Source organism: Polyangiaceae bacterium (assembly GCA_020633235.1).
Classification (GTDB): domain Bacteria; phylum Myxococcota_A; class Polyangia; order Polyangiales; family Polyangiaceae; genus JACKEA01.
In genome coordinates, this window is sequence record JACKEA010000003.1 from 738,840 (window position 1) to 763,492 (window position 24,653).

A 24,653-nucleotide genomic window follows, 5' to 3' on the forward strand; every position below is an offset into this window, starting at 1 on the left:
AAAGAAATGGCGCTCGTAACCCAAACCAACGTTGCATCGCTCGAAGCTCAGAGAAACATGAGCCGAACGCAGTCCATGCTGCAGAAGAACTACGCTCGGCTTTCCAGCGGGTTCCGCATCAACACTGCGGCAGACGACGCCGCCGGCCTCGCCATCAGCGAGAGCATGCGCACCCAGATCCGCTCCTACGTGGTCGCGGAACGCAACGCCAACGACGCGGTCAGCATGACCCAGACGGCGGAATCCGCGCTCGGCGAGATGCACAACATCATCGGCCGCATGCGCGAGCTGGCGATGCAAGGTGCGAACGGCAGCATGACCGGCACCGATCGCGGCTACCTCGACACGGAGTTCAAGGCGCTCCAGTCGGAGCTCACGCGCATTCAGAGCACGCCGCAGTTCAACGGCAAGCAGCTGCTGTCCCAGACGGCCAACACCATCACCTTCCAAATCGGCTTGAACAACACCGCGGCGGACCGGCTCTCGCTGACGTTCGGCGGCCTCGGCCTCTCCACGTTGCTCGCGGCTACCACCACCCTGGGCGGCGCGACGGCGGGCAACTCCCTCGGCGCGCTGTCACGGATCGACGCCGCCCTCACCACCATCAGCACCAGCCGGGCGAAGTACGGCGCGGCGATGAATCGCCTCGAGATCGTGACCGCGAGCATCCAGACCGCGCGGCTCAATCTCTCCGCAGCCAACAGCCGCATCCGCGACGTGGACGTGGCCGAGGAGACCGCCGCCCTGGCGAAGAACCAGGTGCTCTCCCAGGCCGGCGTGACGGTACTGGCTCAGGCCAACCAGCTCCCGCAAATGGCCCTGAACCTCGTCCGCGGAGGGTAACGCCATCACCTCGAGCGCCAGACGGCATGCGGCGGAGGGGAAATCCTCCGCCGCACGGGGTGACAGACCTTTGACGCTTTTTCGTTCAAGGGTGCCCCCCCCGACCCGTTCCCATTGCCAGACGGGCAACGAAGCCCACCGGCGGCTCCCGCCGCCGTTCATCTCCAAGAAGGAGCCCCCCCATGGCAATGGTAGTCCAGACGAACGTCGCCTCGCTCGAGGCTCAGCGACACATCTCCGGCAATCAGAAAGCCCTCATGTCCAGCTTCAACAAGCTGGCCAGCGGCTACCGCGTGAACTCGGCCTCGGACGACGCAGCCGGTCTCGCGATCAGCGAAAGTATGAAATCCCAGGTCCGCTCCTACACGGTGGCGGAACGCAACGCGGCCGATGGCATCTCCATGGCACAGACCGCGGAAGGCGCCCTGGGCGAGGTGCACAACGTGTTGGGCCGTATGCGCGAGCTGGCGATGCAGGCGTCGAACGGCGGCCTGACCTCGACCGACCGTGGCTATCTCAACACGGAGTTCGGCCTCCTCAAGTCCGAGGTGACCCGCATTCAGGATTCGACCAAGTACAACGGCACCAAGCTGGTGAACGCCACCGGCGGCGCCGTCACCTTCCAGGTGGGCTTGAACAACACCGCTTCGGACCACATCACCGTGACCTTCGGTGGCGTGGGCTTCACCGCGCTCCTGGCGGCCACCACGGTGGTTTCCGGTGCCGGTGCCACGGCGGCGCTGGCAGCCCTGGGTCGAATCGACTCCGCCATCACCACGACCTCGACGGCACGCTCCAAGTTCGGTGCGGCGATGAACCGCCTCGATGTCGCTACCAGCAACATCCAGACGATGCGCCTGAACCTCTCTGCAGCCAACAGCCGCATCCGCGACGTGGACGTGGCCGAAGAGACCGCGAAGATGAGCAAGAACCAGGTCCTGACCCAGGCCGGTATCTCCGTTCTCGCTCAAGCCAACCAGATCCCGCAGATGGCTTTCAGCCTGATCGGTCGGTAATTCCAGCGAATGTCCGGGTCGGGCCGCCAGGCTCGGCCCGGGCGCACGCTCGCGGAGGTTAAGCGAACATGACCGGCACGATTTCTTTCGGAGGCATCGGCTCCGGACTCGACACCGAGGGCATCGTCACCGGCTTGGTGGACGCTTCCAAGGGACCCCTCTCCGCACTCAAGAGCAAGGCCGCCGCGACCCACGCCGCGGTCTCCACGCTGAGCGACCTGAGCGGTCTGCTCGCAAAACTGTCCTCCGCCGTACAGGCGCTGGACGAACCGAACGACGTTGCCAGCTATTCCGCGAGCTCGTCGTCTTCGGCCATTTCAGTCTCTGCGTTGGGCACCGCTCAGCCGGGCGCCTACTCCATCACCGTGGACGAGCTGGCCAAAGAGCAGCGCACCTACACCAACACCTTCGCCAGCTCGACCGACCCGCTGAACCAGAGCGGAACTCTGAGCATTCAGGTGGGAAGCGGCACTGCCATCCCCATCACGGTGGCGACCGGGGACTCGCTGGACACGTTGGCGACCAAGATCAACCAGAGCGGCGAACGAGTCAGCGCCTCCGTGTTCTACGACGGCAGCAACTACCGGCTGCAAGTGCGCGGCATGGACACCGGCGCCGCCAACGCAGTGACCTTCACCGAGACGGGCACCACCCTCGGCCTCACGGATGCCGCGAACACCAAACAGGCCGCCCAAGACTCGAAGGTGACCATCGACGGTTTCACCGTGACGCGCTCGACCAACGAGGTGGCCGGAGCGATCCAAGGGCTCACCTTGACCCTCACCGAGAAGACGACGTCTCCGGTGACGGTACGCGTGGACCCGTCGTCGGACGCGCTGCAGGCCAAGATCCAGACGCTGGTGACGACCTACAACGACGTCATCAAGAAGATTCAGGCCACGGCGGGCTATGGCAGCCAGACCGCGAGCAATCCCGTGCTGGCGGGCGATTCCATGCTCCGGGGGCTCTCGAACAAGCTCTCGAGCTCCTTCGGCTCCGCCGTGAGCGGCGCGGGCACCTATCAAACGCTGGGCGCCATTGGCCTGGGCGTCGACAAGACCGGCATGCTGGTTCTCGACACTCAAAAGCTGTCCAATGCCGTCGCGAAGGATCCGCAGAACGTTCAGAACCTGTTCGCCGGCGTGACCGGGGACGACGGCGTCATGGACATCATGAAGAGCGCCGTCGAAACCTACACGCAAACCGGCACCGGCATCATCGCGTCCCGCAACGAAGGCCTGGAGGCGCGAGCCAAGTCCCTGGACGACAGCGTGGACCGCGAGCAGACGCGGCTGGATGCCTACGCCGAGATGCTCCGCAAGCAGTTCCAATCGATGGACACGCAAGTAGCCGCCTTCAACAGCCAGCTCGACTACCTCTCCAAGATCAGCTCGGGATAGGTTTGGAGTAGCCCATGATGCAGACCGCCGCTCTCAGGTATCAACAAGTCGAAGTCACCACGTCGGGCCCTGGCGAAGTGCTGGTGGCACTCTACGACGGCTTGTTTCGCTTCCTGAACGGGTCGCGCGTCTGCTTGGAGCGGGGCGACCGACCGAACGCTTCCCAGCTCCTGTCCAAGGCCTACGCCGTGGTGAGCGAGCTGTACATCGCACTCGATCACGAGGTGGCACCGGAGCTGTGCGCCAACCTGGAGTCGCTCTACGGCTTTTGCATGGATCGCATCACTTTCGCGAACATCCATGGAGATCAGAAAGCCGTCGAAGAAGTCATCCGCGTCCTGACCCCGCTCAGAGAGGCCTGGGGCGTGGCCGTCGTGGAAGCGAAGAAGGAGGCTGCGAAGGTGAGATGAGACCGTCGGCCAACGCGAGAGGAACGCCTCGCGCCGAGCCCGTCTACGTGGGAGGGGCTCATCGGCGCGAGGTTCACGCTCATTTCCCGTCCGGAACCATCGTGCGCGCGAGCCGCGACCGGGTGCGGAGCTATCCGGGCCTTCGAGGCGCCGCGCCGCCCACCCTGGCGTTCTACGTCGAGCTCGGGCGCCGAGCACGCGGCCACAGGGTGTTGGACGTCGGCTCCGGTGCCGGCGAAGGTGCGGCGGTGCTGGCGCGCTTCGCGCGCGAAGTCGTCGGCCTCGAGCGTGACGCGGAAGCGTTGGCGTTCTCGCGCCAGGTCGCCCCCACCGCCGAGTTCGTGCAGCATGACGTCGCGCGGCCCATCAAGGGCGAGCCCGCGGACGCCGCCGTGATCGCCGACGTGCTCGGCCACGTATCGAACGACCTCTTGGTGCTGCTCTCCGTGCGGGACGCGCTGGTCCCTGGGGGCGCGCTGCTGATCGCCGAACCGCGGGCGAGTCTCGGGCAACGCCTGCTGCCTCCGGCTCGACGCGCCTATTCGCCCGAGCAGCTCGAGAGCCTCGCCGCGCGCGCGGGCTTTCGTATCGCTCAGTGGCTCTCGCAGAATGGCACCTTCGTCGCCGCGCTTTTCGAACGCGACGACGACTCCTGTCGCGCTGCCCTGGCCCGCGCCTCTCGCGCGGAGCTCGAGGGCGACTTCGACGCGGCGCTGGAAGCCTTCGAGCGAGCTCGGCAGAGCTCGGATCGCGACGTGCTGCGCGAGGCCTGGATGGGCAGCGGGCGCTGCTTGATGGCGCGCGGGGACGGCGACGGCTGCGTGATGGCCTTCGGACACGCTCACGACGTGGATCCGGGAGCGGCCATGCCCCTCGCACGGCTTTCGCAAGTCGCCTGGCTCACGGGCAGCGTGGAGGACGCCGTCGTTCTCGCCATGCAAGCGTCCAAGCTGGATTCGGCCAACCCCATCGCTGCCCACGTGGCCGCCCTGGGCGCCGAGCACCTGGCGCATCCGGACGCGTTTGGCGCTTGGCGAATCGCGGCGTTGCTCGCCCCCGCGGAGCTCGACGTCGTCGGCCCTCTGTCGCGCCTCGCCACCACCCGGGGCGACGCTCCCTTCGCCATCTCGCTGTTCGAACGTCTGCGCTCCTATGGCGACGCCTTGGGCGTGGGCTTTCACGTCACGCTCGGCTACCTGCTGCTCAGCGAAGGTCGACGAGCGGACGCACGCCTGGAGGCGGAGCTGGCCGTGCGGCTCGATCCGAAGGACACGGACGCCGCAGAGCTCTTGGCCGCCACCAGCAGCCAGCGCCAACTCGACTGAGCTTCGACGCCGCGTGCGGGAGCGGCGTTTCCGCGGCGCCCCGACAAGATCTTCCAGCAAGCCCTTGTTGTTGGTGCGGCGCGAACCCCGTCACTGTTCGAGCGCAGAGGCGACGAAGTGCGCGGGGCGCGGGCCGTCGAACACTCGCTGGTAGCGTCGCTGGGCGTACAGGGCCCGAAGGTACCGTGTGGCGGCCCGGGCGAGCTCGAGCGCCAAGGCCTCGACCTCCGCCGTACCCTTCTGGGTGGAGCTCGTGATCGCGTCGATGTAACTGGCGATGGGCTCGAAGGCCCGTCCGTGCTCACTGGCCCGCGCGGCGATCAGCCCAGCGTTCTTGGCGGCCAGGGACACGGACTCGGCAGTGGCTCCAACATGATGCAGGTCCGCGGCCACGATGGCTGATGGGTTCTTCACTACAGTTCCACGCTTCGCTCTCCCCGAACACCGACGTCCCAACCCCGCAGATGGACCACTCCAGTGTTACGGCAGCAGCGTCGGTTTCAACGGAGCGAGAGCGACCTTCCGCGCCCTCAGGGCCCCGCGTGGAACGGCAGGCGGAAGGCGCGGCTCGTGTTTTCACGGATGGACTTCTTGGGCGGCGTCTCGAACAGGAACTCCACGCGGCGGTTCTTGGCGCGGTGCTCCGGTGTGTCGTTGTCGGCGATGGGACGGCTGTCGGCATAGCCGGCAACTCGAACCCGCTTGCCGTCCACCTGGTAGTTGTCGACCAGGTTCCGCATCACGGAGATGGAGCGCGCGGTGGAGAGCTCCCAGTTGGACGGGAAGCGTCCCTTGCTGATGGGCACGTTGTCCGTGTGACCGTCGACCGAGAGCTCGCCATTGAAGCGCTTGAACAGCTCCCCCACCGTCTCCATGATCGGATTCGCGTCCGCCATGAGCTGGTCGGACCCGGTCTTGAACAGCACCACGTCCTTGATTCGCAGCACGATGCCCTTGGACGTACCCACCACCTCGATCTTGTCCGCCAGCCCCTTCTTCTTCACGTAGTCCGTGACCGCCGCGAGCTCGTCCTTGTCTTCGTCCCGGGTGGTCACGTCGATGTGCGGCAGGCTCTGCACTTGCGAGAGCTCCACCGGGCTGGTGGTCAGACCTTCGAAGTCTCCGCGCACGTTGACCTGCACGCCGAAGGCTTCTTTCACGGAACCGAGGGCAACGCGGAAGTTTTGCACATCCATGTTGGCGAAAGAGAGCAACAGCACGAAGAACGTGAGCAGCAGTGTGGCCATATCGCTGAAGGTGGCCATCCATGCTGGTGCGCCTTCTTCGACCTCCTCTTCTTCTTCCTGATCGAGATCCATGATTCGCTCACGCAGCGTCTTCTTGGCTGCGCTCCTTGGGAGACAATCGAGCTTCGAGCTTTTCCTTGATCACCGCGGCGTTGTGGCCCTTCACGATGGAGTCAATGCCCTCGATGATGACAGTCATGTTGGCGGACTCCTCCTGCGACCGGCGCGCCAGCTTCTCTGCGATGGGGCCCGCGATCAGGAACGCCAGCAGCGCACCGTACATCGTAGTGAGCAGCGCCACCGCCATGGAGGGGCCGATGGACGACGGGTCGTTCAAGGTTCGGAGCATCTGCACCAGACCAATGAGCGTTCCGATCATGCCCATGGCCGGCGCCGTGGTGGCCGCGAACTTGAACAGCTTTTGACCGCGGTTGTGGCGCTGTTTCATGCTGACCATCTCCACCGTGAGCGTCTCGCGGATCTCTTCACGGGGGATGCCATCCACCGCCATGCGCAAGCCCTTGGCCAGGAACGCGTCGTCCACGGCTTCGTTCTCGAGCGCCAGGATGCCTTCTCGACGCGCGCGATTGGACAGCTCCAGGATCACCTGGATGGTCTTGGTGGCGTCACTCTGCTTTTGCAGGAAGGCGTTCTTCGCTACCTGAATCGCCCCGACCACGTGCTGCATCTTCTCCATGATCAACGTGGCCGCGACGGTCCCCCCCACCACGATCAGCGCGCTCGGGAGATCGATGAAGGCGCCGATCGATCCGTTCAACATGATCGAACCGATGATGAGGCCGAATCCGACGACGATTCCGATCAGCGTTCCAACGTCCACGGCATCACCTCACGCGGCGAAGTGCTCACCACAGAGCGACGCTTCCACGACCTCGCAGACCGCATGCCAAGCGAGGATGTGAAGCTCTTGAATTCGGGCCGTCCGCTCGCTGGGAGCCAAGAAGGCGATGTCCGCGAGCTCCGCCACGGCGCCGCCTCGGACGCCCGTGAACGAAAGCGTGAGCGCGCCTCGCTCCTTCGCGACTCGAAGTGCCCGCGCCACGTTCTCGCTGTTGCCACTGGTGCTGATCCCGCACACCACGTCCCCCGGGCGAGCGAACGCTCGCACCTGCCGAGCGAAGATGTCCTCGAAGGCCCAGTCGTTGCCGACGGCGGTGAGAATGGAAGTGTCGGTGGACAGCGCCATTGCCGGCCACGGCTCGCGCTCGCGGGCGAAGCGTCCGACGATCTCCGCAGCTACGTGCTGGGAGTCCGCGGCGCTTCCGCCATTGCCACACAGGAGCAGCTTGTTTCCCTTGCGGAACGCCTGCACCAACGCGTGCGCCACGTCGGCGAGGAGCGGCAAGCTCTCTTGCCGGAAGCGGCGGTGCGCCTCCAGGCTCTCGTCCACGATGCGCGCCAGCTCGATGGTCCGTGCCGGCCCTTGCGCCGAGTCTTCCCGCAACGTGAGCACCAGATCCACTGCTTCCGCCACGGCGCCCGCACCTCCGCGCTGCGTGAGCACGCGGTGGGCGCGCGCTCTCGCCCGCGGTGAGGCGTCCGCTGGGGCCAGGCCCAGGCCCACGCAGCCGAAGGCCCGAGCGTCCCGGTCCGCGTCACCCACGAAGCAGATCTGAGCAGGCTTGGCGTTCACGGTGTTGGCCAACGCGTGGATTGCTCCGTGCTTGTCCTTGGCGCCGGCGATCACGTGATCCGCGCCGATGCGCCGGGCAATGAGCTCGACCATGGGGCCTTCTTCACCCGTCACCAGCGCCACGCGCAGGCCTGCGCGTTTGGCCATGTGGATGGCGTCCAGGTCGCGGAAGGCGATCTCCTTCTGCTCGTTCCCGCCAGGGCTGATGCCGACGCGACCGTCGGTCAATACGCCGTCGATGTCCAACGCCAGCACGTCGATGTTGCTCACCAACATGTTCGTCCTCCATCGATCACCAGGTTCGAGCCGGTCATGTAGCTGGAAGCGTCCGAGAGCAGGAACACGAGGGCGGCCTTGTATTCGTCCGGCCTCGCCATGCGACCCATCGGTATCAGGTTCGTGAGCTTCTCGATGAAGTCCTCCGGCTGACCCGCGAACACGCCTCCCGGAGAGAGGGTGTTCACTCGAACGTCCGACTCCGCCCAGTACGTGGCGAGGTACTTGGTGAGCATCACCAAGCCGCCCTTGATCACCGAGTAAGTGACGGGCTTCTTGGGCTGCTCCGCCTCGGATGTACCTGCGCGCTCGTAGATCCGCTGATCCGGCGCGATGATCCCGAGGTCCGACGAGATGTTCACGATCACGCCGCCGCCGGTCTCGGCCATGTGGGTTCCGAACACCTGAGAGCAGAGAAACGCGCCCGAGAGTCCGACGTCCACCTCCAACCGGAAGCGCTCGAGAGACAACGTCTCCAGCCGCGAGGACGACAGCCCGCCACCCTCCACCTTGGGGTTGAGCGCGGCGTTGTTCACCAAGCCGCTCACGCGGCCGTGGGTGCCGACGATCTCGCGGAGCGCACGCTCCACCGAGATCTTGTTGGTCACGTCCATCTGGATGGCGCCCACGGTGCCGCCGGTCGCGTAGGCGATCTCCTCGGCGAGGCCGCGGGCTGCGTCTCCCCGCACGTCGGCGATCACCGGCACGCCACCCGCTTCCGCGATGGCCTCGGCATGCTGGCGACCCAAGAGGCCCGCTCCGCCGGTGACGACAACGACGTGGCCGCTCAGGTCGAAGCGATGAGTGACGGAGAAACGCGGCGGCTCCAGGGCCGTCTTCAAGCCGGATGTCGTGTCCACGACGCCTCCTCTTGGATCTCGCCGCGCAGCATGCGCTCCACGGCGGACGTCAATGCCGGGATCTGATCGGGGTAATCGAGCTCGACCACCGGCTCGTTCACGACGAAGGGCAAAACGACATCGCCCACCATCGACGCTTTTTCCAGCACCGTCCGCGCGCGAACGATGTCCACGTATCCGTTCTGCCAGTACGCCGGCGGCAGCTTCTGCCGCGGCATCGAGTGCGCCTCGCGCACCCCGGGGATCTCGAGCACGGGCTTCAGAAGACCGCTCTCGATCTTCCACATCTTGTAGGGGGTCTGCTCCGCGAGGCCCACGGACCGCAGCGAATCCGCGGCCGGGTTTTCTTGCATCGCCTCGATGGCGTCGTCGATCTTGCGAACGTCCCGCACGGGACCGGTGGGCCGGAGATGCACCACCAAGTCCGGCGTATAGGCTTCGACGTCGCGGAGCCAGGTCAGTGCGTGCCGGAACACGTCGAGATCCGTCGCGGTGTCCGTGGCGAGCTGGGGCGGGCGCAAGAAGGGCACTTCTGCTCCCGCGTGGCTCGCGATCTCCGCAATCTCCTCGTCGTCGGTGGAGACGATGGTTCGGGTCACGTAGGCGGACTGCAGCGCCTGGTCGATGGAATAGGCGATCAACGGGCGCCCGGCGATGGGCAGGACGTTCTTGCGCGGCACGCTCTTCGACCCGCCGCGGGCCGGGATCAGTGCGAGCACACTACGGGCATTCATCACAGCTCCTTGGGAACGGCAGGCTTGCCGCTGGCTTGAGATGCGCGAAGCGCGAGGGCGATGCGCAGGCTGGCCACACCCTCGTCCAACGAGACGCCGGCCGGCCGTCGGGTTCGAACCGCCGTCAAGAACTCGGACAGCTCGTCCAAGAACAGCTGATTCCGCGGGTGGGCGGAGTCGTCATGCTTCTCGACGACGTTTCCGTCGGTTCCCCACAATGTCAGGGTGCCGTCGTCCAGCCGCCAGTCGATGCGGCCGCGGTCGCCGGCGAAGCTCGCACCCCGACGCTTGGGTCGCGAAAGGTAGTCTTGATGCAGGGCGATGGGCAGCGGCCGGCCGTCGGCGCGGGTGTTCTCCAAGATGGAGACGGCAACGTCTTCCACGTCGATGTCCAGGGAGCCGTAGCGCCCGCCGACGGAAAACACCCGCCGGGGCATCCCGAACAGCGCGAGCGCCAGGTCGATCTCGTGGATCTGGGTCAGGGTGACCCCGCCTCCCTGGTCGGCGCGGGACGCATACATCCGCCGATAGTCCTCGTAGGGATGAAACCCCGGCAGGTACTCCCCCACCTCGAAGCGCGCGGCGAACAGCGATCCGACGCGGCCCTTGTCGAGCCAGGAGCGGAGCCGCGAAAACCCCGGGTGCTTGCGGAGCTGATAGCCGACGCTGACCATCAAACCCTTGTCACGAGCGATCCGAGACAGCTCCCCGAGGCCCGTCAGGTCGTGGGAAACGGGCTTCTCCAGGAACAGATCGCAGCCCGCTCGGGCGGCCTCCAGGGCGACGCCCACGTGCAAGCTGGTGGGGTTCGCGACGATGGCGAAGTTCGGCTTTTCGGCGAGCGCGCGGGACAGCTCGCCAAAGGCGCGGATGCCGTAGCGCTGTTCCAGCTCCGCGTCCGGAGTCACGGTCAGCGCGTCGCTCAGCACTGCGGACTCCTTGCGCACACGGTAGGCAACGAGATCGACGTCGTCGCCCATCAGCTGGCGGAGGTTGCGCACGTGGCGCTGCCCCACCCCGCCGAGCCCCACCATCAGCGCGCGAAGCCTCATGCCGCCTCCCGGTTGGCCCGGCCGAGCTCGAGGCGCACGTAGTTGATGGCGCGCAGGGCGTCGAAGCGCGGCTCGCGATCGAAGTAGTGCTGGAGCACGAAGTCGCCGCCGAAGTGCGCGCGAGCCAGCACGTCGAAGAACCCGGAGAAGTTCGCCGAGCCCTTGCCCAACGGCACGCTTCCGCCGCCCACCACGCGATCCTTGACGTGGACGGCCTCGAGCATGGGCAGCAACGGAAGGACGTCACTCGCGATGTCGACGTTCTGAGCGGCGGAGTTTCCCGTGTCGTAGTACGCCCGCACTCGCGGGTGACCGAAGCTCCGTACGAAGCTCGCGTACTCGGCACCCGGGATCTCCATCTCCAGGCCCAGCACCACGCCCATCGCGTCCGCCATCGGCAGACAGGCGCGTACCGCGTCGCGCACCGCCGCGCGCTTGTCTTCGGTGTCCGGAGCGGCCTCTTCCAGGAGCGGGAGCAGGATGCGGCGAGCGCCGATCTCCGCGGCCCAGCCGATGAGCATCTCCAGTCTGCGAGCGTTGTCGCGACGCTTGACCACGTTCGGCTGCGACAGCTGGTGCACCATGAAGTAGTCCGCGCACACGCTGCGAACCGCGATGCCGGTGCGAGCTTGAGTCTCCCGGATTGCCAGACGCCCGGTCGACGAGCAGATGGGGTTTTCGTCCGCGCGCTCTGCCTCGTAGATCCACTCCACGGCGTCGAGCGCCAGATCGCTCGCGAGCGAGAGCTCCTCGCGCCAGCTCGCGTGGGGGAACGCCTGCAGCCTATCGGGAGGTCGCGGAGACAACCGACCTTGCATCACGCCGAGACGGAAGCCAGATGGGATCATGACGGCCTCTCTCAACCCACCCGGCGGAGCTTCTTCATCACGGGGACCTCGTCTGCCGTGATGCGCTTTTCTCCGTCGCCGAGGGCAATCTGGATGGTGCGAATGTCACGCACGAGCTTCATCAAGCCTTGAGGCTCGACGCTGGCGGCCTGATCGGAGCCCCACATGGCCCGGTCCAGGGTGATGTGGCGCTCCACCATGCACGCGCCCAAGGCGACGGCGGCGAAGCTCGCGGCCAAACCCACCTCGTGCCCGGAGTAGCCCACCGGCACGCCGTAGCGCTCGCGGAGCTTCGGGATCATCGCCAGGTTCAGGTCCGCCACCTTCGCGGGGTACGCGCTGGTGGTGTGCAAGATCACCAGGTCGTCCGTTCCCAGCACGTCCACGGCGTGGTCGACCTGCTCCAGGGTGCTCATGCCCGTAGAAAGGATGATGGGACGGCCCATCCGTCGGTGATGCCGAAGGAGCGCGTCGTCCGTCAGCGACGCCGAGGCGAGCTTGTAGGCGGGAGGCTGGAACTGCTCGATGAAGTCCACGCTGGCTTCGTCCCAACACGAGGCGAACCACTGGATGTTCTTGTCGGCGCAGTACGTGCTGATGTGATGGTAGGCGTCGGCGTCGAGCTCGAGCCCGCGCTTGAGATCTCCGTTGCTGGCGCCGAACGGATTGTCGCGGGGCCGCGCCAGCTCTTCGGCGGAATACACCACCTCCACGGTCCGTTTCTGGAACTTCACGGCCTGGCAGCCGGCGATGGAAGCCACGTCGACGAGCTTCTTGGCGAGGTTGAGATCGCCGTTGTGGTTGATGCCGATCTCGCCAACGACGTAACAGGGAGCGTCGTCGCCCACGGGCAGGTTGCCAATCATCACTCGCGCCATTCCGGACCTCCTGGTGCCCGGAGTCAGTGCAAGTGGCGTGCCCTACCTCTTGGTCGCTACCACGAGCAGCATGCGCTCCTTGGAGAAGCGCACCAGCTTGCTCGTCTTCATGCGATCGGGAAGCAAGGTGGCAATGTCCGCCACGAAACCGAGATAGGGCCGTTTCCACAGGAACGGCAGCTGCCGGAAGCGCTCCGCGTGCACGATGGCGAAGCCATGACTGGTGACGCACTCCGAGAGGCCGTTCAGGGTGAACGGACGAACGTGGGTCCAATCGTCATAGAAGTGACGCCACTGCGACCGCCAATCTGGCACCATGCTCACCAGCCGGCCGCCCGGCACCAGCACACGGCGGCACTCGTCGAGGACCCGCGTCACGTCCGTCACGTGCTCGAGCACGCTCTTGTTGAACACGACCTCGAAGCTGTCGTCGGCGAAGGGCAATCCGTCCCGCTCGAAGTCCGCGACCTTCACCGGTTCCACGAAGCGACGGTCCTGAGGCAGGGCGCGATCCACGCCCATGACCTCGAATCCCAAGGTGCGGAATCCATGTAGGAATTCGCCGCGCCCCGAGCCCAGATCCAGGAGCCGCCCGCGACTGGGCAGGTGGTGCTCACCGAGGTAGGCGCACAGCGCGTCGGGGTAGCTGGTGTAGGGGCGCGCCTGTGCGGAATAGCGCACGTCCAGGTAGCGCCCGAGGGCGTCGCTCACCCGAGGTTCCATTGCTGGTCCTGGCTGCGGCGGTCCCGCGCGTCTTGCGCGATGATGCGGAGCGCGGTGCGACCGATCTCGTCGGCGATGGCCAAGCTGTCGACGAAGGGCGCCGCGACTTCACTCAAGGGTAGCGGCTCGTCGAAGCCGGCGCTGCGAGCGGGAACGCTACGCGGTGCGCTCAGGTGCATGGGTGCGGGCGGACCGCCTCTGCCCAACGCATCGGGGCCGTCTTTCAACGCCAGCTCGGCCATGGAGCTGACGGATCGGATGTAGGCGCCTTCGTTACCCGTGAAGTAGCCGCGCTCCTTCAAGCCCCGGACGAACCCTTGGCTGTCCCCTCGTTCCGCCGCCTCGAGAGCCTTCGGGTAGCGCTGCTTGAGGAGCCGCACGTAGTCCGTGGCCCCTTCCTCGGCGCTGCCGTACGCCCGAAAGCGGTCCACGATGGTTCGCTCACTGTCGCCCCAGCCCTCTCGCGTCTTCTGGGCCACGGACAGGCCGCTCGGCCCGGTCCCTTTGAGCCCACCGAAGTTGAAGTTGTACATGCTCGCGCCCCGCCCGGTTTCGTGCGCCCACTGCGCGGACAGCACCGCCACCGTCTCCTTGGACGCGGGGCGCCCGGTCACGGCCGAGAATGCGCTCTTCAAGGCTTCTGCAGCTTGCCCACCCGTCAGCTGGGTCCGCACGGCACGCACGACGGCGGGGCTGGACGGCGGGGTGGGAACGTCTACGGCCCGGATGCCCGCGGGGGCGACGGGAAGGGTGGCTTGAATCGGCATGGCGAGTCTCCGTCAGCGCAAGAACCGCGCCAGCCTCAGCCTTCCAGCTCCGCCTTCAAGGTCGTCAGCTCTTCCAAAAGGGGCAAGAGCTCGGCCTCGAGGCCGCGGTTTCCGATCAGCGCCAGGGCCTGCTCCACGGTGTGGATGTCTCGCCGCACCGCCTTGCGTCGGGCCTGGCGGATCACACGGATGGCGAGCGGTGGGATCTTCGCGACCAATGCGCCGATTTTCGTGGCGCTGGCGTAGGCGTCGTTGAGCGCCAGGAGCAGCTCGAGGAACTGGTCGATGTAGCGCAGATCCTCAGGCCCCACTCGAGGGCTGGGTTCCTGCTCCGCGCGCACCGCCACCGGCATGCCCTCCTTACTTGCGAAAACCGGGCCGACCCTCGCGCTCCCCCTCGACGCCAACTCGGGATCCCGCAGCGCCAAATCGGTGACTGTCGTCACGTCAAGACGTCGCCACGACGGCGCGAATTCGAGGGCGGGAGCCCGCCGTTCCGGTGGCCCGGTCCTTGCTGTGCGCGAGTCCTGATGCTCACCGCCCAACGGCTCTCGACTCACCCGCCGTCCAGGCCGGTGCGTAAGCCCACCCCGCACGTGCTGTTCGTCGACGACGAGCCGGCAGTGCTGCGAGGCATCGGCCGATTGCTGGGTGCCTCGGAGCCGACCTGGCAGCTTTCCTTCGCCAACAGCGGCAGCGACGCGCTGGCGGCGCTGGAAGAGTCCGCCTTCGACGTCGTGGTTTCCGATCTGAACATGCCTCGCATGGATGGCGCCACGCTGCTGTCGGAAGTGCAGAAGCGCCACCCCGACATCGTACGCTTGGTGCTCTCTGGCATGAGCAGCCCGTCGATGGTGTTTCGCACCGTCCCGGTCGCCCACCAGTTCCTCACCAAGCCCTTCGAGCCGATCCGATTCCGCTCGACGCTGCGCGAGGCCTTCGAGCTTCGCTCCCTGCTCGGCGATCCAGTGCTTCGGGCGCTGGCCGGCAAAAAGAACCGGCTGCCCTCCCCGCCCAAGACGTTCGCGGCGCTGCAGCAGGCGCTGGCCAACCCCCGCGCGAGCGTGCGAGACGTCGGCAGCATCATCGAGAAGGACATCGCGCTGTCCGCCCAGCTGGTGCGGCTGGCGTCGTCTGCGTTCTTCGGGCTGCCCAGTCGGGTGTGCACGCCGCACGGCGCCGTCGCCTACCTGGGCTTCGAGACCATCAAGGCCGTGGTTCTATCTGCGGAGCTGATGGAAATGTTCCGCCCCAACGTGCCCTCACGGGACTTCGACGTCGAGAAGCTGCAGCGGGACGCCGTGTGCACCGCGCACTTGGCGCGTCGCATCTTGGCCGGAACGGGCATGGGCGACGACGCGTTTTTGGCGGGGATGGTCCACGAGGTGGGAGTCTTGCTGCTCGCGGCCAGGACACCCACGCAGCTCTCGGAAGTGAAACGCCTGGAGCGCAGTGGCGTTCCCCCGCTGGACGCTGAACGGGAGGTCCTCGGCGTCACCCACGCCGAGCTGGGCGCGTACCTGCTCGGGCTGTGGGGCTTCCCGCACAGCGTGATCCACGCCGTGGCCAGCCACTGGCAGCCGCAGCGCAGCTTGGAGCCTCGCCTCGGCGTGTCACTGGCCGTGAGCATCGCCGCTCGGCTGGCGAAGGATCCCGAGACGGCGCTCGAAGAGGAACCGTTACCGGGGGCCTTCACGCTGGACGGAACGCTGCTTCGCCTGTTGGGGCTCACCTATAGACTCGACGACTGGCGCGGCTACGCGCGGAAGACCACGGAGGAAACCTGACATGAGCACCGGGATCTGGTCTGCGGCCTCCGGCGCCACGGGACAAAGCTTCGCCCTCGACGTCTCCGCCAACAACATCGCGAACGCCACGACGCCCGGGTTCAAGGCCGACCGCGCCGTGTTTCGCCAGGAGCTGTCGCGCGCAGTTCAGTCCTTGGGCAGCCGCAGCATGCGCTACTCCGTCGTGCGCAGCACGGCGCCGAACCTCGAGGTCGGCAACATCGTGCGCACCGCGCGCCCCATGGACGTGGCGCTGCGGGATCCCGAGTCCGTGTTGGTGGTGTCGACTCCGCAAGGCGAGCGCTACACGCGCGCTGGCTCGGTGCAGATCCAATCCAACGGAAACCTCGTGACGCGCGAAGGCTACGCGTTCCTGGGTCCGGACAAGAAGCCGCTGCGGGTGGCCACGGATGGCGCTCGCGTGGAGATCGGCCGCGACGGCAGCATCAACGTGGACGGCATCGCGTCGGGCTCACGCCTCCTGACGCTGAAATTCCCTCCGGGAACCCTGGACAAGGACGGCAACGTGCTACTCAAGGCGCGGCCCGGCGCTCCTCCGCCCGTTCCGGTCGACGCGGATCTCGAGCCCGAGGCGTTGGAGATGTCGAACGCTTCGCCGGTGACGAGCATGACCAGCTTGGTGACCGCATCGCGCCAGTTCGAGATGCTCACCAAGGTCATCGAAGCCTTCTCCTCGGTGGACCACAAGGCAGCCACGGACCTGATGTCCCGCCGCTGATTGACGCCGAACGCTTTCGCTCCTCCACTGCCGGGATGCACTCCATCCCGATCCTCACCACCTTCGACGCACCTCCCGGCTCGCGCATCGAGCGCATCGTCGGACCTTGCTGGGGTATCACGGTGCGTTCCCGCAGCGTGGTCGGTACTGCCTGTGCCGGCTGCCAACAGATCTTCGGCGGCGAGATCTCCGCGCTCACCACCTTGGCCACGGATTCACGCAACGAAGCCATGGCGCGCCTCGAGAAACACGCCATCGAGCAGGGCGCCAACTGCGTCCTGGGCATGCGCTTCGATTCCGGCGAGCTGATGCAGAACACCAACGAGATCGTCGCCTACGGCACCGCGGTCGTGCTCGCCCGAGAGTGATGCACGCGCTCTCGCCCACGCGACCACCGCGCGTGTCCAAGGCGCTCTCGCGCCGTATCGATCGACTGTCGCGGGCCGCGCATCGCTTCCATCGCTTCGCCCACCACCCGCTCTGCGATCGCTACGCCGCGGAAGTGTTCCACGTCTCCAGGCGGGGTCGCCTTTGCAAGGGCTGCACCCTGACCCTCGGCGGCGCCCTGCTCGGCGCCGCGCTTGCCCCGGTCTTCCGCCTCGGCGCGCTGCCCGCCCTCGCCGTCGTCGCCCTCGGCGTCGCCCTCGCGGTGGTGTCCCTCCTCCGGCCCGTGTCCAAGTGGCTCGGTCGCTTCGTCCCCGCCTTGGCCGCGACCTTCGTCGCCACCCGCGGCCTCGCCGCGGGAGACACCTCGGGCGTCGCTTTCGCGCTCGTGGTGCTCGCCCTCGCTACCGTGCTGTTCTTGCTCTACCGCCGCCGGGGCCCGAACCGCTCGCCCTGCAGCAGCTGCCCAGAGCGCGATCGCTCCCCCTGCAGCGGCTACCTGCCCATCGTTCGCCGGGAGCGCGCGCTGCTTCGCATCACCCGACCGCTTCTGGCTCCCGACCGCCTCTGATTGGTTTTCTTGTTGGTCCGCCGCGGCTACTTCGCGGTCACCATGGGCACGAAGCGCACGTCCATCAGATCCTCCTTCACGAACGCTTCGCTCCCCTTCGCCGTACGCGTCCAACGCTGGAGCGTCTGGGTATCGCCTTGCCGTCCCACAGGCACCACCAAGCGTCCCCCGATCGCGAGTTGCTGGAGGAGCGCTCGCGGCACCTTGGGCGGCGCGGCGGTCACGACGACCACCTGGAACGGCGCCTCCTCCGGCCACCCCCCGTAACCATCGCCGGTGACCAGCGCTACGCGGTCCGGTCCGTAGCCCGAGCGGCGCAGGTTGTCCTTCGCGAAACGCGCGAGCTCAGGGACGATTTCGATGCTGAACACCTTGCCACACAGCTCTGCGAGCACCGCCGCCTGGTAGCCGCTGCCGGTTCCGATCTCCAGGCATCGGTCCGTCGACTTCGGCCGAGCCGCGTCGGTCATGGCCGCGACCACGTACGGTTGGCTGATGGTCTGACCCCAACCGATGGGGAGCGGCCGGTCGCTGTAGGCGAACTTCCGACTCGCCGACGGCACGAACTCGTGGCGGGGAACCGTGCGCATCGCAGCGAGCACCCGGGCATCCCGCACGCCCCGCGATTGTACCGTCGCGCGCACCATGGCCTCGCGCTCCTGGACCAGGTCCGAGGCCTTCTTCTCGCAGGCCGAGAGCGCGAAGAGGATCAGGACCGAGCCCCAGCGCATGGCCCCCTTGCCGTAGCGCGCCGCATCCGGGTTGGCAATCGGAGGCGGGCAAGGTAGGAACGCCGCTCTCTTCGAGCACACGGCAGATGCTTTCGGACTCGAGTGCCGTCGAAATCGGCGAACGGATCACCCGCGGCGAGCTCCGCCCTCTGGAGGTCGTCGAGCATTACCTCGGGCGCATCCGCGACTGGGACGCGGAGCTCGCATCGTTCGTGGAGGTCCACGACGAACGCGTGCGCCGCGACGCCGCGCGCAGCCCATCGTCCGGCCCCCTCGCGGGAGTGCCCGTCGCCATCAAGGATCTGAACGCCGTGGCGGGCAGCCACATGCGTCTGGGCTCGGCCGCCACGGAGTGGTTGTGGACGCCCTTCGACGATCTCGCGGTGCGCCGCCTTCGCGAAGCCCACATGCTCATGCTGGGCAAGACCTCCACGTCGGAGCTCGGCGTGCTGCCCGTCACCGAGCCCAAGATCCACGCCCCAACACGCAACCCCTTCGATCCCGAGCGCAGCGCGGGAGGCTCCAGTGGCGGCTCGGCGGCAGCGGTCGCCGCACGCCTCGCGCCGCTCGCCCTCGGCAGCGACGGCGCGGGCTCCGTGCGCATTCCCGCTGCCTTCTGCGGAGTGGTCGGCTTCAAGCCCTCGCGGGGTCTGATCGTGAATCCCTTCGGGCTCGACGCTCCGGATCTGATCTGGACCTGCGGGCCCATCGCACGCAGCGTGGGCGACGCCGTGGCGCTGTTGGACGTGCTGGCCACCACCTCCGGCTCCGCCCTCGGCGCGGCCTTCGACCGCTGGCAGCGCCGGCGAAGCCGTCACCCCGAGCCAGGTCCAAAGCCGGGCTTCTCGGCGACGCTGGAGCATGCTCCCGAGCGCCTCGAGATCCGGTACACCACGCGCTCCGTCCTTGGAGACAGCGACCCATGTGTCGCGGCCACCATCGAGAAGGTCGCGAAGCGTTTGGCGGCCATGGGCCATCGCGTGCGCGAGATGCCCGCCGTGGGCGGCACCACTCCGGAAGAGTTCTTGCCCCTGTGGCAAGCCAACTCGATGGTCATGCCACGCCTCGACGAGCGCCGCCTCGAGCCCTTCACGCGCTGGCTCCGGCAGGGCTCCCGCAAGGTCTCCCGCAGGCAAGCGCGGACGCTCACGCACACCATCGCGCGTCGAGTGCTCGACGCGTTCGCGGACGCGGACGTGTGGCTCACCCCCACCGTGAAGACCCCCGCGCCGCCGGTAGGACTGTTTCGAGATCTCGCACCCGAGGAGATCTTCGACCGCGCCGCCCGCGTGGCCGCCTTCACGGCACCCTTCAACGTGACCGGTCAGCCCGCCATCAGCCTGCCCGCCGGGCTGTCTCCCGACGGGCTGCCGATCGGGGCTCAGCTGGTGGGCCGGCTCCACGGCGACGAAACCCTGCTGCGCCTGGCGCGCGCCCTCGAGCTCGAGCTGCCGCCGCTGCCGCTACCCGCCCAGCCCTGGTTCAGGCGATGACGCGGTATTCCGGCGGCACGTCGGAGTCGACGATGGCAGCGCCCACGCTCTCGGCGGCCTGCTCGATCTGACTCCACACCACCTGCAGGTGCATGCGCAGCACGCTGGTCCCCACCCACAAGACGTACGGCGTCCGGAGCTCTTGATACAGCCAGGTTTGGTCCACGCGGCAGCGCTCGGGGCCCAGCTCGGTCACCTCGAACGCGGAGCTGCCGGCGATGTACGACCCTTCCAGGTACACGTACTTCACTCGGGCCGGGAAGTGCGTGACGTCGAGCTCCGTGAGCTCGCCGAAGTCACTGGTGAACGCGTCCTCCATCGAGCGCACGGCCCCCGACACCATCCGCGCGATGCCGTTCTGCTGCGACCATCCCGCCATGCGCGACACCCACTCGTCATTGCCGCTGCGCTGGCGGATCAGCTCCCTCACGCTGAAGCGCCCTTGAAAGCGTTGCCCGACCGCGAACGGCTTGCCCAGCTCGGCCCGCGGCCGCATCACCCGCACCAGCCCGAAAGCGCGATCCGGATCCGCCATCGACCCGGCGAAGGCAGCGGCAAACTCCCGCGCGCTGGCGCTCACGACGAAGCTTCGCACGTCCCGCTTGATCGTGATCGGTGAGCTCGAGTCCAACGGCAGCACGGCGCGGCGCACGAGATCGCCTTCCCAAGCGTCGAAGCTCCAAGTGAAGCTGTCCGTTTTCGTCACGCTCGTCTGCATCACCGACATGGCCGGCCAATAGCCTGTCCATTCGGTGATTGCGATGGAATTCAGCGACGCGGTGCGCGGCGCAGGTCGAGAACCGGGAGTTCTTGCGACAAGAGCTCCTGCTTCAGCTCGCTCCAGCTGCGAGGCTCCTCGAGCAGATCGTATTCGCCCTTGCAGGCTCCGGTGTCGTAGCCCTGCATCACGTCGTCGGCGTTCTTGATGGCTCGGTCGCGGTCTTCGCCGATCAGTTGACCGTACACGTAGAGCTCCGCGGCGACCTGGAGCGCACCCAGCGGGCAGCGCTTGCTCTTGTCGCGAGCGCGGCGCGCCCGCCGCGCGGCGCGCTGTACGCGCTTGAGCCGCTCGAAGTACATGGGCACGAAGTCCCGTAGGTTTTTGGCGTAGTGGTCTCCCTCCCACGACTCCAGACCGCGTACTTCGAGCTGCAGCGCCAAGGAGGGTCCGCAGGAAACCCGTGCGCAGGGCGCCACCGTCAGCGCGAACATGCGATAGGCGAACTCGGGAATGCCGTCGCGATCCAGGTCCTGGATGCAGGTCGGGCACGCCGGCACGCTCTTGGGTTCCACGAACTCGTCGTGCGAAAGCTCGAGCACCTTGGGCGCCGCTACGCCGCAGTTGGCGCCGCAGGGCGTGAGGTGCAAGACGACGAACCGCGCTCCATCTCCGTGGAGGTCCCAGAGCAGCTTGCCTCTCTTGGTCTTCACCACATCGATCATCCCGCTCTCGCCGGTGTGCACCTTGAACGGGCCGGCGCCCACCGCGACGAAGCGCGAGAGCTTGTACGCCGGTGCCTTTGCCGCCGAGGGATCCATGAGCACGATGGCCGCGTGGTGGTCGGGGATTTCCACGGTCTTCTTCACCAGCCAGCCGTCCCGCGTGGCATCGGCGATCACGCGGCGCAGGTTGTCCCGGAAGCTCTTCTCCTCCGTGGGAGGCTCCGGCGCGACGGGCTTCGCTGGGGCGGGAGCGGCCACCCGGAAGGAGCTGGGGTCCTCGGCAGGACGCCCGGTCCCGCACGCCACCGCCAAGAGCGCGAACAGAATCAGCGCGAGACGACGCCGCATCAGCCCAGAACGTCGGCGATCGTGTACAAGCCCGGCTTCTTTCCCACGAGGAAGCGAGCGCCGCGCAGCGCACCATGGGCAAACAGCTCGCGACTGGTCGCCCGGTGAGTGAGCTCCAGCCGCTCCCCCGGCCCCAGCAAGTACACCGTGTGGTCGCCCACCACGTCTCCGCCGCGCACGCCAAACACCCCCATTTCCTCGTCCGTGCGGGCGCCCACTTCGCCGCCACGACCGTGCAACTCCCGGAGCTCGCCGCGCACCGCGCGCGCCGCGTCCGCCAACCGCCGAGCCGTGCCGCTGGGCGCGTCCACCTTGCGACGGTGATGGATCTCCACGATCTCCACGTCGTAGCCGAGCCCCAATCGGCGCAGCGCTTGCTCCACTACCTCGGCCAGCACCTGCACGCCGAGGCTGGTGTTCGGAGCCCACAGCACCGGCACGCTCTCGGCCGCCTTGTCGAGCGCCTGCCGCCCGGCCGCGTCCAGATTCGTCGTGCCGCTCATCACGGCCACTTTCTGGCGTGCCGCCACCGCCAGCAATCCGGGCACCGCAGACGCGACGGAGAAATCCACCACCACGTCGGCTCCCAGGAGCCCCGCGCCCAGATCCGCCGTGGCTTCCACGCCGATGGGCCCCACACCGGCGATCTCACCCACGTCCCGCCCCTGACCCGGGTCCACGCTGGAGCACACGGCGCCGACGATCTGCACGTCGTCCATGCCATGAGCGAGGCGAGCCACCGTGGCGCCCATACGCCCGGTGGCTCCGTGCAACGCCAGCCTCACGACTTCTCGTACTCCGCGACGACTTTGAGAGCGGTCTCTCGCGCTGCCCCGCTGGCAACCACCAGCGGCAAGCGCACGGCGTCGTTCATGCGACCCTTGGCCGCGAGCACTGCCTTGGGCACCTGCGGATTGGGTTCGATGAACAGCACCTTGTGCACCGGGTACAGCGCCAGGTGCTTCTTCCGCGCCGCCTCCCAGTTGCCGGCCTCCACGTCCGTGACGACCTGGCTGACTTGCTTCGGGAAGATGTTGGAAGTGACGCTGATCACGCCCTTCACGCCCACCGCCATCATGGAAAGCGTCAGCGGATCGTCGCCGCTCATGAACGTGACGCGATCGCCCGCACGACGCAGGACTTCCTGGCAGTACGCCACGTTGCCGGTGGCGTCCTTCACGCCGACGACGTTCTTGCACGCGTCCAAGAGCCGCAGCGTGCTGTCCGCGGAAAGCTCCACGTTGGTGCGACCGGGAATGTTGTACAGCACCACCGGCGCGCCGACCGCTTCCGCGATGGTGCGCACGTGTTGGAACATGCCTTCCTGGTTCGGCTTGTTGTAGTAGGGCATCACGATCATCACGGCGTCCGCGCCGGCTTCCAGTGCCGCCTTGCTCGCGTCGATGCTCTTCTTGGTGTTATTCGAGCCGGTTCCCGCCAAGATCGGCACCTTGCCCTTGGCGAGCTTCACCGTGCGCTGGATCACCTCGCGCTGCTCGGCGTCCGTCAGGGTCGGCGTCTCGCCGGTGGTGCCGCAGGGCACGAGCCCGGCGATGCCGCCATCGAGCTGCCCGGTCACGAGGGCGTCGAAGGCGTCCCAGTCGATGGCGCTTCCGTCTTTGGTGAAGGGGGTGACGAGCGCCGTGTAGGCGCCGCGAAGCTGTAGACCGCTCATGCCGAGACTATTTGCCTCTTGGGCAGCGAACGCAACTTCCATGAGACTGCGCGCACATCTCGCGACCTTGCGCCGCATCCGGGTCCGCCGGGTGCTCCCCGCTGGCAGCACGCGCTTCGTCCTTCATTTTTGTCGGTCCGGCGCGAAGCCCGTCCCGCTGCGGAGCCCGTGGCAGCGGCGCGCTGCGCTCACCCCCCGGCGCAGGCGCGCTTCAGCACCGCATACACGTCGGGATGATTCTGCAGCTCCTGGTGCACCATGCCCCCGAGGCAGCTCGTCTCGAAGTGGGCGCCCGGATCCATGCGCGCCGGGCCGGAAGCGCTCGGCACGCGCACGAGCACGTCGCCCGCCAGCCAACCGAGAGGATGGTGCGGGTCGGAAGTGATGGTGGCCGAGACGAAGTAGTAGCTGGCCTGGGGCAGGAGCCGCGCTGGCTCATCGCCGTCGAGCACCTGGCCGCGCCGGAGGTCCTGCATCCCCGCGCTGCGGCGCCGGAGGATTTCGCCGGGGATCCGAGTGCTGGGCCAGTCGATGCCGGCGAGCAGCGTGGCGGCGGCGCTTCCGAGCTGCTCCAGCGGCGCGCCCTGGTGCGGCGAGCCCAGCGAGAACACCCGGCTCACCCGCGAGGGCCAACCGTACCCTCGCTCGACGGCTTGGTGACACGCGCTCTGCAGCACCAGGCCCCCCATGCTGTGGCCGACCAGCACCAGCTCTTGCGGGAGGCGTTGCTCGAAGGCCCGCTCCAAGGCGTCGGCCAAGAGGCTGCCGTTTTCCACGACTCGGCGCCCGGAGTTATAGCGCACGAACAGCGGCGCAAGCCCCGCGTCTTTCTCCAGCAAGGTGCCGAAGCACTGCGCGGCGTCCCCGTGGGCCTCGAAGGCGTTGAAGCACCAGGACCACTCCGTGGTGCCGAGCCCGTGAACGTACACGGCGAGCCGCGCGGGCAGCTCTGGAGTGCCGGAGGTGGCGTCCAGGTAGCGATCGCGGAAGCGCAGCGAGAGGCCCAGATCCAGGGGATTGTTCGAGCGCTGCAGGTAATCCCCGACGGCCCCATTGAGGGCGCCGAGGGCGGCGTCCGAGATCCATGCGGCGGTGCCCGCGATGTCGGAGCGCATCTCGATGGGCTCCGCTTCGTCCGCCAGGCGCCCGAGCACGGGCTCGAGCCCCGCGTCCGTGATGAACCGGACGGCGTGATTCACGCCACGCACGGAGCCCAGGGTGATGGCCAGAGACGCTCGGTACACGCCGTCTGCCAGCTTGGCCGGTCCGGAAAGCTCCGGCGAGACGTCGAGCACGCGCAGCGCATTGCGACGAATCGAGGCGTGCCCCTCTTCGACCATGTCCGCGGTGAAGTCGACCGCGTCGTGGATCAGCGCCTTGAGGCCGCGAACGCGTCGTCTCATCGAGAGACGAAGAGGGTAGCACGGGGGTCGGCGGGGCCGCCCCGCG

The 24,653-nt window shown here is 67.4% G+C and carries 28 protein-coding genes; 10 read left to right on the plus strand and 18 right to left on the minus strand.

Features of this window, described 5'->3' with window-relative positions:
* The first annotated feature begins 6 nt into the window (after positions 1 to 6).
* The 5 genes from H6717_20175 (at position 7) to H6717_20195 (ending at position 4,994) form a co-directional block, all read left to right on the plus strand.
* Positions 7 to 843: a flagellin FliC gene (locus H6717_20175; GenBank protein ID MCB9579358.1), complete on the plus strand. Its 837-nt coding sequence runs from the start codon at positions 7 to 9 to the stop codon at positions 841 to 843.
* A gap of 182 nt (positions 844 to 1,025) precedes the next feature.
* Positions 1,026 to 1,859 (plus strand): flagellin FliC, encoded by an 834-nt coding sequence (locus H6717_20180; protein MCB9579359.1) that lies wholly within the window; start codon positions 1,026 to 1,028, stop codon positions 1,857 to 1,859.
* Between the two features lie 68 nt (positions 1,860 to 1,927).
* Positions 1,928 to 3,259, plus strand: a complete 1,332-nt coding sequence (fliD, locus tag H6717_20185; GenBank protein ID MCB9579360.1) for a flagellar filament capping protein FliD — start codon at positions 1,928 to 1,930, stop codon at positions 3,257 to 3,259.
* Between the two features lie 14 nt (positions 3,260 to 3,273).
* On the plus strand, positions 3,274 to 3,669 hold the full coding sequence (fliS, locus tag H6717_20190; GenBank protein MCB9579361.1) for a flagellar export chaperone FliS: 396 nt from the start codon (positions 3,274 to 3,276) through the stop codon (positions 3,667 to 3,669).
* 101 nt (positions 3,670 to 3,770) lie between these two features.
* Positions 3,771 to 4,994 carry a methyltransferase domain-containing protein gene (locus H6717_20195; protein MCB9579362.1) on the plus strand — a complete coding sequence of 408 codons (1,224 nt, stop codon included), beginning with the start codon at positions 3,771 to 3,773 and terminating at the stop codon, positions 4,992 to 4,994.
* 90 nt (positions 4,995 to 5,084) lie between these two features.
* Here H6717_20195 and H6717_20200 read toward each other — a convergent pair whose 3' ends face one another.
* From H6717_20200 to H6717_20255, 12 genes are all read right to left on the minus strand, one after another.
* On the minus strand, positions 5,085 to 5,408 hold the full coding sequence (locus H6717_20200) for a hypothetical protein (GenBank protein ID MCB9579363.1): 324 nt from the start codon (positions 5,406 to 5,408) through the stop codon (positions 5,085 to 5,087).
* Between the two features lie 116 nt (positions 5,409 to 5,524).
* A complete protein-coding gene (locus H6717_20205) occupies positions 5,525 to 6,313 on the minus strand; it encodes an OmpA family protein (protein ID MCB9579364.1) in 789 nt (262 codons plus the stop codon).
* A gap of 7 nt (positions 6,314 to 6,320) precedes the next feature.
* On the minus strand, positions 6,321 to 7,082 hold the full coding sequence (locus tag H6717_20210; protein MCB9579365.1) for a motility protein A: 762 nt from the start codon (positions 7,080 to 7,082) through the stop codon (positions 6,321 to 6,323).
* A 9-nt stretch (positions 7,083 to 7,091) separates the two neighbouring features.
* Entirely contained in the window at positions 7,092 to 8,171 is a 1,080-nt protein-coding gene (locus H6717_20215; GenBank protein ID MCB9579366.1) for an SIS domain-containing protein, read from the minus strand.
* A complete protein-coding gene (locus H6717_20220) occupies positions 8,162 to 9,001 on the minus strand; it encodes an SDR family oxidoreductase (protein ID MCB9579367.1) in 840 nt (279 codons plus the stop codon). The genes H6717_20215 and H6717_20220 overlap by 10 nt, the downstream gene beginning before the upstream one ends.
* 8 nt (positions 9,002 to 9,009) lie before the next feature.
* The gene (locus H6717_20225; GenBank protein MCB9579368.1) at positions 9,010 to 9,765 is read right to left on the minus strand and encodes an acylneuraminate cytidylyltransferase family protein; all 756 of its coding nucleotides are present in this window, start codon (positions 9,763 to 9,765) and stop codon (positions 9,010 to 9,012) included.
* Positions 9,765 to 10,817, minus strand: coding sequence for a Gfo/Idh/MocA family oxidoreductase (locus tag H6717_20230; GenBank protein ID MCB9579369.1), 1,053 nt, complete (start codon positions 10,815 to 10,817; stop codon positions 9,765 to 9,767). The genes H6717_20225 and H6717_20230 overlap by 1 nt, the downstream gene beginning before the upstream one ends.
* Positions 10,814 to 11,665 carry a sugar phosphate isomerase/epimerase gene (locus H6717_20235; protein ID MCB9579370.1) on the minus strand — a complete coding sequence of 284 codons (852 nt, stop codon included), beginning with the start codon at positions 11,663 to 11,665 and terminating at the stop codon, positions 10,814 to 10,816. The genes H6717_20230 and H6717_20235 overlap by 4 nt, the downstream gene beginning before the upstream one ends.
* 11 nt (positions 11,666 to 11,676) lie before the next feature.
* Positions 11,677 to 12,543: an N-acetylneuraminate synthase family protein gene (locus tag H6717_20240; protein ID MCB9579371.1), complete on the minus strand. Its 867-nt coding sequence runs from the start codon at positions 12,541 to 12,543 to the stop codon at positions 11,677 to 11,679.
* Positions 12,544 to 12,585: 42 nt separating this feature from the next.
* A complete protein-coding gene (locus H6717_20245; GenBank protein ID MCB9579372.1) occupies positions 12,586 to 13,254 on the minus strand; it encodes a class I SAM-dependent methyltransferase in 669 nt (222 codons plus the stop codon).
* On the minus strand, positions 13,251 to 14,033 hold the full coding sequence (locus tag H6717_20250; GenBank protein ID MCB9579373.1) for a glucosaminidase domain-containing protein: 783 nt from the start codon (positions 14,031 to 14,033) through the stop codon (positions 13,251 to 13,253). Before H6717_20250 ends, H6717_20245 begins: the two co-directional genes overlap by 4 nt.
* 35 nt (positions 14,034 to 14,068) lie before the next feature.
* Positions 14,069 to 14,386, minus strand: a complete 318-nt coding sequence (locus H6717_20255; GenBank protein MCB9579374.1) for a hypothetical protein — start codon at positions 14,384 to 14,386, stop codon at positions 14,069 to 14,071.
* 222 nt (positions 14,387 to 14,608) lie between these two features.
* On the opposite strand from H6717_20255, the gene H6717_20260 reads away from it, so the two are divergent.
* Genes H6717_20260 through H6717_20275 form a run of 4 tightly spaced genes read left to right on the plus strand, consistent with a single transcriptional unit; the run spans position 14,609 to position 17,514 of the window.
* A complete protein-coding gene (locus H6717_20260) occupies positions 14,609 to 15,820 on the plus strand; it encodes an HDOD domain-containing protein (protein ID MCB9579375.1) in 1,212 nt (403 codons plus the stop codon).
* A gap of 1 nt (position 15,821) precedes the next feature.
* Complete coding sequence (locus H6717_20265) at positions 15,822 to 16,559, plus strand: flagellar hook basal-body protein (protein MCB9579376.1); 738 nt, start codon at positions 15,822 to 15,824, stop codon at positions 16,557 to 16,559.
* Positions 16,560 to 16,594: 35 nt separating this feature from the next.
* Positions 16,595 to 16,927, plus strand: coding sequence for a heavy metal-binding domain-containing protein (locus tag H6717_20270; GenBank protein ID MCB9579377.1), 333 nt, complete (start codon positions 16,595 to 16,597; stop codon positions 16,925 to 16,927).
* The gene (locus tag H6717_20275; protein MCB9579378.1) at positions 16,927 to 17,514 is read left to right on the plus strand and encodes a hypothetical protein; all 588 of its coding nucleotides are present in this window, start codon (positions 16,927 to 16,929) and stop codon (positions 17,512 to 17,514) included. Before H6717_20270 ends, H6717_20275 begins: the two co-directional genes overlap by 1 nt.
* Positions 17,515 to 17,540: 26 nt before the next feature.
* Here the strand turns inward: H6717_20275 and H6717_20280 are convergent, their stop codons facing one another.
* Positions 17,541 to 18,245, minus strand: a complete 705-nt coding sequence (locus tag H6717_20280) for a protein-L-isoaspartate(D-aspartate) O-methyltransferase (GenBank protein ID MCB9579379.1) — start codon at positions 18,243 to 18,245, stop codon at positions 17,541 to 17,543.
* A gap of 86 nt (positions 18,246 to 18,331) precedes the next feature.
* Between H6717_20280 and H6717_20285 the strand changes: the two genes are divergently transcribed.
* Complete coding sequence (locus H6717_20285; protein MCB9579380.1) at positions 18,332 to 19,738, plus strand: amidase; 1,407 nt, start codon at positions 18,332 to 18,334, stop codon at positions 19,736 to 19,738.
* Here the strand turns inward: H6717_20285 and H6717_20290 are convergent.
* From H6717_20290 to H6717_20310, 5 genes are all read right to left on the minus strand, one after another.
* Complete coding sequence (locus tag H6717_20290; protein ID MCB9579381.1) at positions 19,728 to 20,465, minus strand: hypothetical protein; 738 nt, start codon at positions 20,463 to 20,465, stop codon at positions 19,728 to 19,730. The genes H6717_20285 and H6717_20290 overlap by 11 nt on opposite strands.
* A 41-nt stretch (positions 20,466 to 20,506) precedes the next feature.
* On the minus strand, positions 20,507 to 21,529 hold the full coding sequence (locus H6717_20295) for a hypothetical protein (GenBank protein ID MCB9579382.1): 1,023 nt from the start codon (positions 21,527 to 21,529) through the stop codon (positions 20,507 to 20,509).
* Positions 21,529 to 22,281 (minus strand): 4-hydroxy-tetrahydrodipicolinate reductase, encoded by a 753-nt coding sequence (locus tag H6717_20300; GenBank protein MCB9579383.1) that lies wholly within the window; start codon positions 22,279 to 22,281, stop codon positions 21,529 to 21,531. The genes H6717_20295 and H6717_20300 overlap by 1 nt, the downstream gene beginning before the upstream one ends.
* Positions 22,282 to 22,310: 29 nt before the next feature.
* Positions 22,311 to 23,204 carry a 4-hydroxy-tetrahydrodipicolinate synthase gene (locus H6717_20305; protein ID MCB9579384.1) on the minus strand — a complete coding sequence of 298 codons (894 nt, stop codon included), beginning with the start codon at positions 23,202 to 23,204 and terminating at the stop codon, positions 22,311 to 22,313.
* A gap of 188 nt (positions 23,205 to 23,392) precedes the next feature.
* On the minus strand, positions 23,393 to 24,607 hold the full coding sequence (locus H6717_20310; protein ID MCB9579385.1) for an alpha/beta fold hydrolase: 1,215 nt from the start codon (positions 24,605 to 24,607) through the stop codon (positions 23,393 to 23,395).
* Positions 24,608 to 24,653 lie beyond the last annotated feature (46 nt).